This window comes from Pseudoclavibacter sp. RFBG4, assembly GCF_002931515.1.
Lineage (GTDB): Bacteria > Actinomycetota > Actinomycetes > Actinomycetales > Microbacteriaceae > Pseudoclavibacter.
This window is the reverse complement of record NZ_PSYC01000022.1, coordinates 119,565-129,171: the sequence shown is the minus strand read 5'-3', so window position 1 is coordinate 129,171 and position 9,607 is coordinate 119,565. Positions and strand designations below refer to the sequence as shown.

At 70.2% G+C, this 9,607-nt stretch carries 8 protein-coding genes; 4 read left to right on the top strand and 4 right to left on the bottom strand.

Going from position 1 to position 9,607, the window contains the following annotated elements; all coding sequences use genetic code 11:
- Nucleotides 1-82 precede the first annotated feature (82 nt).
- From C5E10_RS06935 to C5E10_RS06925, 3 genes are read right to left on the bottom strand one after another with little or no spacing between them, the layout of a single operon-like run.
- The gene (locus C5E10_RS06935) at nucleotides 83-1,651 is read right to left on the bottom strand and encodes a tripartite tricarboxylate transporter permease (protein WP_104240768.1); all 1,569 of its coding nucleotides are present in this window, start codon (nucleotides 1,649-1,651) and stop codon (nucleotides 83-85) included.
- Nucleotides 1,639-2,319, bottom strand: coding sequence for a tripartite tricarboxylate transporter TctB family protein (locus tag C5E10_RS06930; RefSeq protein WP_104298894.1), 681 nt, complete (start codon nucleotides 2,317-2,319; stop codon nucleotides 1,639-1,641). The genes C5E10_RS06935 and C5E10_RS06930 overlap by 13 nt, the downstream gene beginning before the upstream one ends.
- Nucleotides 2,316-3,311 (bottom strand): tripartite tricarboxylate transporter substrate binding protein, encoded by a 996-nt coding sequence (locus C5E10_RS06925; RefSeq protein WP_181062680.1) that lies wholly within the window; start codon nucleotides 3,309-3,311, stop codon nucleotides 2,316-2,318. The genes C5E10_RS06930 and C5E10_RS06925 overlap by 4 nt, the downstream gene beginning before the upstream one ends.
- Nucleotides 3,312-3,469: 158 nt before the next feature.
- On the opposite strand from C5E10_RS06925, the gene C5E10_RS06920 reads away from it, so the two are divergent.
- A complete protein-coding gene (locus C5E10_RS06920; RefSeq protein ID WP_104331009.1) occupies nucleotides 3,470-4,819 on the top strand; it encodes an ATP-binding protein in 1,350 nt (449 codons plus the stop codon).
- Complete coding sequence (locus tag C5E10_RS06915) at nucleotides 4,816-5,559, top strand: response regulator (protein ID WP_104331008.1); 744 nt, start codon at nucleotides 4,816-4,818, stop codon at nucleotides 5,557-5,559. Before C5E10_RS06920 ends, C5E10_RS06915 begins: the two co-directional genes overlap by 4 nt.
- A gap of 18 nt (nucleotides 5,560-5,577) precedes the next feature.
- Here the strand turns inward: C5E10_RS06915 and C5E10_RS06910 are convergent, their stop codons facing one another.
- On the bottom strand, nucleotides 5,578-7,014 hold the full coding sequence (locus C5E10_RS06910) for a hypothetical protein (RefSeq protein WP_104331007.1): 1,437 nt from the start codon (nucleotides 7,012-7,014) through the stop codon (nucleotides 5,578-5,580).
- Nucleotides 7,015-7,129: 115 nt separating this feature from the next.
- On the opposite strand from C5E10_RS06910, the gene C5E10_RS06905 reads away from it, so the two are divergent.
- Nucleotides 7,130-8,320 carry a M24 family metallopeptidase gene (locus C5E10_RS06905; protein WP_104331006.1) on the top strand — a complete coding sequence of 397 codons (1,191 nt, stop codon included), beginning with the start codon at nucleotides 7,130-7,132 and terminating at the stop codon, nucleotides 8,318-8,320.
- Nucleotides 8,317-9,561, top strand: coding sequence for a M20 family metallopeptidase (locus C5E10_RS06900; protein WP_104331005.1), 1,245 nt, complete (start codon nucleotides 8,317-8,319; stop codon nucleotides 9,559-9,561). Before C5E10_RS06905 ends, C5E10_RS06900 begins: the two co-directional genes overlap by 4 nt.
- Nucleotides 9,562-9,607 lie beyond the last annotated feature (46 nt).

Below are 9,607 nucleotides of genomic sequence, written 5' to 3'. Positions count from 1 at the left end.
GGCCGGGGGCAGCGCGACGGGCGAGTGGATGCGCGAGAGCGCCCCACTCGCCCGTCGCGGCGTGTCCTCCGACGCAGCTCGCCTACTTCGCGTCCTCGCGCTCTGCGGCCTGCACGGCGACGGCTTCCGTCTTCGCCTTCAGGATCAGCTTCTCGCGGGTGCGGGTGCGCAGGTGCTGGACGGCGCTGATGACGATCGCCCCGACCATGAGCACGTAGATGGCGATCGTGATGGGCGAGTCGACCAGGATGCCGAGGTCGCCCTCGCTGACCGCCAGCGCTCGCCGCAGCTCGGTCTCCGCGAGGGGTCCCAGGATGGCCGCGATGAGCACGGGCGCGAGCGGGATCGCGTACCGGCGCATCACGAACCCGAAGACGCCGATGGCGATCGCGAGCCACAGGTCGACCGCCGAGGAGGCGATGGCGTACACGCCCAGCATCGCGAAGCCCGTGATCCCCGCGTACAGGTAGTGGCGCGGGATGAGCAGCAGCTTCGCCCACACCGCCGCGAACGGCAGGTTGATGATGAGCAGGATGAGGAGGCCCACGAAGAGGCTCGCGAGCAGGGGCCAGACGAGGTCGCCGCTGCGCTCGAAGAGCAGCGGTCCCGGCTGCATCCCGTACTGCTGGAATGCGGCGAGCATCATGGCCGCCGTGGCCGACGTCGGGAGCCCGAGCGCGAGGAGCGCGCCCATCGCGGTGCCCGCCGTCGCGTTACCGGCGGCTTCCGGCGCCGCGACACCCTGGATGGAGCCGCGCGTGCCGAAGTCGGGGTCGTTGCGGCGCTTCGCGAGCCGCTTCTCCGTGCCGTAGGCGAGGAACGTCGGGACCTCGGATCCGCCGACGGGGATCGCACCGAACGGCACACCGTAGGCGGTGCCGCGCAGCCACGCGGGCAGCGCCTGCTTGAACTCGCGCAGGTTGAGGTACGGCGAACCGGACGCGGGGATCTTCGTGAGCCCGCCCTCGCGGTGGATGCGGCTGGCGACGTGCAGGACCTCGCCGATCGCGAGCAGTCCGACGGTCACGACGATGATCGAGATGCCGTCGAAGAACTGCGGCAGATCCATCGTGAAGCGGGCCGCACCAGACGGGCCGTCGACGCCGACCAGGGCGATCGCGAGGCCGATGCCGAGCGCGATGAGGCCGCGGATCACGGAGTCCGCGACGACCGAGGAGATGGCAACGAAGGCGAACGCCGCGAGCGCGAAGTACTCGGCGGGGCCGAACTGGGTGGCGAGCTGGACGAGGAACGGCGAGAAGAACACGACGAGCGCCGTCGCGATGGTGCCGCCGATGAACGCGCCGATCGCCGACGTGCCGAGTGCCTTGGCGGCCCGGCCGTCCTTCGCCATCCTGTGCCCCTCGAACGTCGTGGCGATGGCCGAGGAGTTGCCAGGGGTGTTGAGGAGGATGCCGGACGTCGAGTCGCCGAAGAGCCCACCGAAGTAGATGCTCGCGAACATGATGAACGCGCCGGTCGGGTCGAGGCTGAACGTGACGGGCAGGAGGAGGGCGACGGCCATCGCGGAGCCGAGGCCGGGCAGGACGCCGACGGCGGTGCCGAGCACGGCGCCGATGAGCAGCCACAGCAGGTTGATGGGGGTGAGGGCGACGGTGAAGCCCTCGAGGAGGTGGGTCAGCTGATCCATGGGAGGACTCCGCTCAGGATTCCGGACGGCAGCGTGAGGCCGAGGCCCGCCGAGAACGACAGCTGCACAAGTGACGAGAAGAGGAACGCGACTCCGATGTCGAAGAGGTGGCGCTTGCTGCCGAGGGCGTACGCGACGACCCAGAACAGCACGGCGGCGGTGATGATCCAGCCGAGCGGTTCGAGCAGCAGCGCTGTCCCCGCGAGTGCGGCGAAGACGATGCCGAGCGTCTTCCAGTCGGTGCCCGTGCGCTTCTTGCGCTCTTCGCCCGCCGCGGCCGTGACCACTCGGATCTCGGACGTCGTGTCGATCTGCCCGATGTCCTCGAGCAGCTCTGGCGACATCTCCAGCATCTGCCCGGCCTCGTCCTCGTCGTCACGGGCCGGCTTGCGGATGACCGTGATCGCGAGCGCGATGGAGACGATGAAGAGGAGGATGACGACGATGGTCGGGAAGAACTGCGGGCCGGGGACTCCTGCCGTTGCCGGCACATCCATGGTGGCCGTGCCGATGGCGAAGACGCAGGCCAGGACGAAGATGAACGCGGCGACGCCGAGCTCGCTGCGACCGTGCCACCACGAGCGGCCCTTGGTCGAGATGCTGCCCGTTCCGGGCCCGTCCGTCTCACGCGGGCTCTGCGCCTCGCGTGGATTCTGCAGCGTGCTCATAGTCCGAGCTCCTTCACGAGTGCGGTGACCTGATCTGTCTCACCGACGAGGAAGTCCTCGAAATCGGTGCCGGGCTGGAAGCTGTCCGTCCAGTTGTTCCGGTCGAGCGCTTCCGCCCATTCGGGGCTGTTCTCGAGCTCGGTGACGATGTCGATGAGCTCGTCGCGCGTCGCGTCGTCGATGCCGGGAGGGGCGACCACTCCGCGCCAGTTGACCATCGCGACGTCGACGCCCTCCTGCTTGAAGGTGGGGATGTCGATGCCATCGACGGGCTCCGGGGCCGAGATGGCGAGCGCCTTGAGGGTGCCAGCTTCGATCTGGTCCCTGAACTCGTTGTAGCCGGACAGGCCCGCGGCGGTGGTGCTGGACAGGAGCGAGGAGAGCACCTCGCCGCCGCCCGAGTAGGCGACGTAGTTGACGTCCTTGGGGTCGACGCCGATCGACTTGCCCAGCATTCCGCTGAGCAGGTGGTCGATGCCGCCGAGCGAGCCGCCGGCGATCGAGTGCTTGCCCGGGTCCGCCTTCATGCCCTCGACGAACTCCTCGAGGGTGGTGTACGGCGACGAGGCCGGCACGACGAGCGCGTTGTAGTCGTCGGCGAGGCGCGCGATGGGCACGGTGTCCGCGAGGGACTCCCCCGTGTTCGAGAGGACCGTCGCGCCGACCATGACGCCGCCCGTCACCATGAGCAGGTCGTCGCGGCCCTGCATCTGCAGGAGCTGGCTGAGGCCGATCGTTCCACCAGCGCCTGGCACGTTCACGACCTGGGCGTTGTTGACGATGCCGTTCGCCCGCATCGCCTGCTGCGCCTCGCGGGCGAAGGCGTCCCAGCCGCCGCCTGGGGCTGCCGGGGCCATGATCGTGAGCTTGCTCCTGGCCGAGGCTCCGGCACCCGCGCTGCTCGCATCCACGACCGCGAAGCCGAGGACGGCGACCGTGATGATGGCGAAGAGGGAGGTGAGCAGCTTGTTCGGGAGTCTTGTTCTACTCAATGGAGTATTCCTTCCGTTGGCAACGACTCTGTCGCCGCGCTGGTCTGCGCTTCTGTCTACGATTGCACCGGCGGTGACCGTCTGCGGGTTCTGGCCTTTGTGGTCTTTGTGGACACGCGGGACCGTCGCCGAGAGCCGGGACACGAGGGGGTGCAGGGATGGACAGAGCGCGGATCGGTGGCCTGACGTCGCTGCGCGGCCCACGCGTGATCACGCTCGTCGCCGTGCAGTTCTCCATCGTGGCGATCTGCATGCTCACGACTCTGCTCGTCGCCCTCCAGGTGCAGCACACCTCGATCCGCGAGGAGACCGGGGAGCGCACGCTCGACGTCGCCATGAGCCTCGCCGAGCTGCCCGCCGTCGTCGAGGCGGTCGGGTCCCCGGATGCCGGTGCGACGCTGCAGCCGCTGGCGGACCTCGTCTCCGAGTCCGCAGGCGTCGACTACGTGGTCATCACCGACGATGCGGGCATCCGCATCACGCACCCCGTGCCGGAGCGGCGGGGTGAGCTCGTCTCCACCGACCCCAGCATCGCGCTGGGCGGGGAGACCTTCGTCGGCACCGAGGTCGGCACGGTCGGCCCCACCCTGCGCGCGAAGGTGCCGGTCTGGCGCGATGGCGTCGTCGTCGGCACCGCCTCGGTCGGCATCCTCGAATCCTCCATCTCAGCGCAGCTCGAGGAACGCATCTGGCAGGTCGTCCCCTGGGTTGTCGGTGCGGGTCTGTTCGGTCTCGCCTGCGCCGCGGGAGTCTCCCTCCTCCTCGGCCGCCGGTTCGACCAGCTCACCGTCGCGGCGCAGGAGTTCGAGACGCAGCGCCGTCTGGCGTCCGCGCTGCGCGAGCAGACGCACGAGTTCTCCAACCGCCTGCATGTGCTGTTCGGCCTCATCGAGGTCGACGAGCGCGAGGAGGCACTCGACTACATCCGCACGCTCACGCCCGTCGATTCGCTCGCCGCGGCGCCCGCTCTCGAGGAGACGCTCGCGGATGCCCCGGTGCGTGTCCGCGCCATCCTCGCCGCCGCGAGTGCGCGCCTCTGCGAGCACGGCGGGCAGCTGCAGGCCGACGTCGAGATCGAGGACCGCGCGGGAACGGGGCTCTCCTTCGGCGACGACGCCGCCACCGCGCTCAGCAACCTCGTCCGCAACGCGGTCGATGCCGTGGAGGCGCAGGGCGAGCAGGGAGTCGTCCGTGTCGCCGTCGAAGAGGAGGCTGGTGGGCTCCGGATCCAGGTCGACGACAGCGGGCCGGGCATCGCTCCGGGGCTGCGCGACCAGATCATAGAGGCTGGCTTCTCGACGAAGACCGCGGAGACGAGGGACGGCCTCGAGATCCCTCGCGGCGTCGGCCTCGGGCTCGTACGCCGCATCGCCGAGGCGCACAGCGGTGCGCTCGTCATCTCGGACAGCGAGCTCGGCGGAGCCCGCTTCGTCGCGACGCTTCCGAACTCGATCACGCGGGCTGACGCGGATTCGGAAGCGGCGAGCACTGGGAGGATGGACCAGTGACCACGATCCGCACCCTCATCGTCGACGACGAGACCGCCGTCAGGCGCCTGCACGAGCGGATGCTCGCGGGCGTCGACGGCTTTGAGGTCGTGGCGGTCGCGGGAACCGGAGAGGAAGCCCTCGAGGTCGCCGCGAGCACGGACATCGACCTCGTGCTGCTCGACGTGCACCTGCCCGACTTCAGCGGCGTCGAGGTGCTGCGTCGCCTGCGCCACCTCCTCGGGGACTCGTTCGACGCCATCATCATCTCCTCGGCCAACGACCGGCTCTCGGTCGCTCAGCTCGCGACGGCGAGCATCTCGGACTACCTCGTGAAGCCCTTCTCGAAAGCGAACTTCGAGGCGCGCCTCGCGAACTACCGCGACACCCGCACCGTCGCCCCGCACCGGGCGCCCTCGCCGGCCCAGACCTCGCCGCTGCGACAGCAGGACATCGACGGGATGCTCGCTCGCCGTGCGGGCGCGCAGGCGACTGGCGGCGACCGGCAGGGTGCGCAGGCACCGCCGCCTGGCCGCAGCCGCCCGCTCCCGAAGGGGCTGTCGGAGCCGACCATCACGCTCGTCGCGTCGCAGCTGCACCCCGAGTGGCAGTCGGCGCTCGAGGTCGCCGAGCGCTGCGGCCTCTCCCGGGTCACGGCTCGCCGCTACCTCGACCACCTCTGCGCGCGCGGACTCGCCCAGGTCGAGCCGGTCTACGGCAGGCGCGGGCGCCCCGAGCTGCGGTATCGCCGGCAGGACTGAGCTCAGGGCGTCAGTGCGTCAGGGTGTCGGCGTCGGGGACGGCGCTGCGCCGTCGAAGCTGATGCTCCAGGTGGTCTCCTCCTCGTACGGCTCGATGCGGATGATCGTCGGGCCGGCCTCGAACGGCCGCGTGAGCGACGTCACCTCGCTGATGTTCTCGTACCAGCCGTCCGCGCCGAACGTGTCGATCGTGACGCTCTGGTCGGGCTCGAACGTGAAGGTCGCGTCGCCCCCGGCACCGTCGTACAGGAGCACTTCCTGGCCCACCCCCGAGTACTCGTCGTCGAATGAGGGGAGCGTGTCGACGGAGACGAGCGTCACGGTCCACTCCCCCTCCGCTTCGATGTCGATGGCCCGGAACTCGTCGTCCATCCAGTCGTTGATGACGGCGAGGCCCGAGTAGTCGGAGTAGGCGCTGATCGAGGAGCTGCCCATCTGCTCGCCCTCGGCGTCGACGTCGTAGATGCGCAGCTGCTCGCCCTCGAACTCGACCTGCAGCAGGCCGATGTCGTCGGCGCCGTCCGGCAGGACGACGTCGAACCTCGCGTTGCCGGTGCCGGAGACGCTTGCCGTCCCGTTGAGGTCGAGGGTGCCGGTGCCGCCGGACAGCTCGGTCACGGCGCCACGGATCGAGCCGCCGGTCGACCCGATCAGCTGGATCACGAGCGCGATGACGGTCAGGAGGAGGGTGATGACGCCGACGGCCCGCCGCCCGCCACCCGCGCGCAGGAGGCCGATGCTCGAGATGAGCGAGACCACGACGAGCACCCACGCGATGAACGTGATCCCCGAGATCGCGAACGTGAGGGCCAGGATCGCGGCGATGAGCCCGAACCAGGCGCCGCCGCCCTTCTTCTTCGCAGTGCCCGTCCCGGTTCCGGCCGTCGAGGCGGACGCCGCGGCCGGTGCTCCTGGGATCTGACTCGGTGGTGCGGATGCGAGGTCCCCGAGGCGCTTGGCGATGCTCCCCGACCCGCCAGCCGAGGCCGCCCGCTGCACGTCGCGAGCTCGGTTCCCGAGGAGCGCGCTGCTGTCGGTGGCGACACGCTGCAGCAGCTCCTGCCGGTCCAGCTGCCCGTCGGCCGACTGCGTGAGCTCCTCGCCAGACCCGCCGCCCTGCACGACGAATCCCGGCGTCTGGGAGGCGGCATCGCGTCTGATGGCCTCATCGAGCTCTTCGAGCGTGCGCGGCGGGTCGGGCAGCCCAGGCGGGGTGTCGAAGCTCTGCGTGTGCTCCTGCGGAGCGGCGTAGGGATCCTCGGCCGCATCCTCGGCGTCACGCTCCGCCTCGCGCCGCTGGTCCTCCAGCCGCTGCTCGTCGCCCCTGCTGTCCTGCGCCGCCCACTTCGAGACGAAGTCGGGTGCGCGGTAGCCGGATGGGGCCTGGTAGTCGCGCTGCGAGTAGTCGACCTCGCCGTCCTTCTCAGGATCTTCTGGCGTCGAGTTGTCTGGCACGTGGGCTCCTCGGGGCGACGGACGGGGCAGTGATCGCGCATCCATTGAACTACATGCACTCGACCGGCTCCGCGAGCGAGTAGATTCTCGGGACCGCCGCAACAGAGGGAGCGAGATGTCGCAGCCAGCAGACTTCAGCCGCGAGGAGTTCGACGTGAGGCTCGCGAACACTCGGGTCCGCATGAGCGACGCCGGCCTCGACGCGCTGCTCGTCACAGACCCGGCGAACCTCTACTACCTGACCGGCTACAACGCCTGGTCGTTCTACATGCCGCAGTTCCTCTACGTGCCGGCCGAGGGTGAGCTCCTCCTCGTCATGCGGGCGATGGATGCGCATGGCGCGCACCACACGACCTGGCTGCCGAGCGAGCAGGTCGCCGGCTACCCCGAGAGCCTCGTGCACCGTGCAGAGGTGCACCCCATGGACTGGGCGGCGACCGAGCTGCGGGAGCGGGGCCAGGCAGATCGGCGGATGCGGGTCGGCTACGAGTCTGAGGCGCACTTCTTCTCGGTCCGCTCGTTCCTGACGTTGCAGCGCCGCCTCCCCGAGTGGGACCTCGTCGACAGCGGGGAGCTGGTCAACTGGGTGCGTCTCGTGAAGTCGGAGGCGGAGATCTCGCTCATGCGGACCGCGGCCGCCGTGAGCTCGAACGCGATGGCGGTCGGCATCAACGCGCTGCGCGGCGGCAGACGACAGAGCGACGTCGCCGCGGAGATCCAGGCGGCGCAGGCCGCGGGAGTCGGGGCGTCTGAGGGCGACTACCCGTCGATCGTGCCGATGATGCTGGCCGGAGAAGGGGCGGATACGCCGCACCTCACGTGGTCGAGCGCCGAGATCGTCGCCGGGGAGGCGGTCTCGCTCGAGCTCGCTGGCGCGCACCGCCGCTATCACGCTCCGCTCGCGCGAACCGTGAGCCTCGGCACCCCGAGCGCGGAGCTGCAGCGGGTCGCGGCGACGACCCTCGACGGGTTCGAGGCGGCCCTCGAGCTGCTGCGCCCTGGCCAGACCCCGGATGCCGCCGTCGCGGCCTGGGACGCCCAGCTCGCGAAGCAGGGGCTCAGCAAGGCCTCCCGACTCGGCTACTCGATCGGCATCGGCTACCCACCCGACTGGGGCGAGCACACGGTCAGCATCCGCTCTGGCGAGGAGACCGTGCTCAAGCCCAACATGACGTTCCACCTCATGGCCGGCATGTGGATGACGGGCTTCGGCTTCGAGGTCTCCGAGTCGATCCGCATCACCGAGACGGGCGTCGAGGTGCTCACCCGCGCTCCCCGCGAGCTCATCGTGAAGGGTGATGCATGAGCGGCGTCAGCCAGACGGAGGCGTCGGCGCTCTCGCGGCTCGACTTGGAGAGCATCGTCGCCGACACGGCGGAGCTGATCCGGGCACGCGGCGAGAATCCTGGCGAGACGGAAGCGGCGACCGTCGAGGTCCTCACGTCGCTGTGCGAGCGGGCGGGCGCTCAGGTCACGCTCACCGAGGTCGCCCCGGGGCGGCACAATCTGCTCGCCGAGCTGGGCGGTGGCGACGGACCAGCGCTGCTCTTCCTCGGGCACAGCGATGTCGTCCCAGCTGGCGTGGGCTGGCTCGGCGACCCCTTCGAGCCGCGTCTCGTCGACGGCATGCTCATCGGCCGCGGCGCCGTCGACATGAAGGGCGGCCTCGCGGCCGTCGTCGCGGCGATGTCGGCGGTGCACGCCGAGCGACCCGAGGTCCGCCTCGCGCTCCTCTGCACGGTCGATGAGGAGGACACCGCGACCGGCGCCCTCCGCTACATCGCCGACGCTCCAACCGCCCTCGCGGTGAGCGACGACGAGGAGATCGCGCGATACTCGGCGTGCATCGTCGCCGAGCCCACGGGCCTCGACACCGTCGTCGCCTGCCGAGGCGCCACGAACTTCATCATCACGCTGCGCGGCGCGGCAGCGCACGCCGGCAACCCGGCCGACGGGGCCAGTGCCGTCGCCGCGGCCGCCATCGCGGTGCAGGCCATCGAGGACGACGCCAGGCGCATCGCGCAGCAGAGTGCCGCCGTCCCCGGCCTCATCGGCACCGGCAGCTGGAACGTCGGCATGATCGCCGGCGGGCACGGCACGTCGATCGTTGCCGAGGAGTGCACGCTCTACGTCGACCGACGCGTGCTCCCCGACGAGGAACCGGAACGCATCCTCGAGGACGTGCTCACGCGCATCCGCGCAGCCATCGCGGGGAGTGGGATGCTCAACTCCGAGCGCATCACCGTCGCGGGCCACCTCGACATGGCCATGCCGGGGTTCCTGACACCACCCGACTCCGTGGTGCCGGCCGCCGCGGTGCAGGCCGTCGCCGACGCCGGTGGATCCTCGAGCATCGGCGGGTGGAGCGCGGCCTGCGAGGGCGGCTTCATCGCCCGTCACCACGAGATCCCCGTCGTCATCCTCGGGCCGGGTGACGTGAAGTCGCAGGCGCACCAGCCTGAGGAGCGTGTCCGGACCGACGAGCTGCTCGTCGCCGCGCGCGCATACGCGTTGATAGCGCTTCGTCTCGCGGAGGCGTCCCGGTAACACCCAGGTCCGCGCGCTGTGCTTGGACATCACCCGTGTGGAAAAT

Bases quoted from the DNA above. Each gene is read 5' to 3' on its own strand.
- C5E10_RS06935 (WP_104240768.1), bottom strand. From the start codon at position 1,651: ATGGATCAGCTGACCCACCTCCTCGAGGGCTTCACCGTCGCCCTCACC.
- C5E10_RS06930 (WP_104298894.1), bottom strand. From the start codon at position 2,319: ATGAGCACGCTGCAGAATCCACGCGAGGCGCAGAGCCCGCGTGAGACG.
- C5E10_RS06920 (WP_104331009.1), top strand. From the start codon at position 3,470: ATGGACAGAGCGCGGATCGGTGGCCTGACGTCGCTGCGCGGCCCACGC.
- C5E10_RS06905 (WP_104331006.1), top strand. From the start codon at position 7,130: ATGTCGCAGCCAGCAGACTTCAGCCGCGAGGAGTTCGACGTGAGGCTC.
- C5E10_RS06900 (WP_104331005.1), top strand. From the start codon at position 8,317: ATGAGCGGCGTCAGCCAGACGGAGGCGTCGGCGCTCTCGCGGCTCGAC.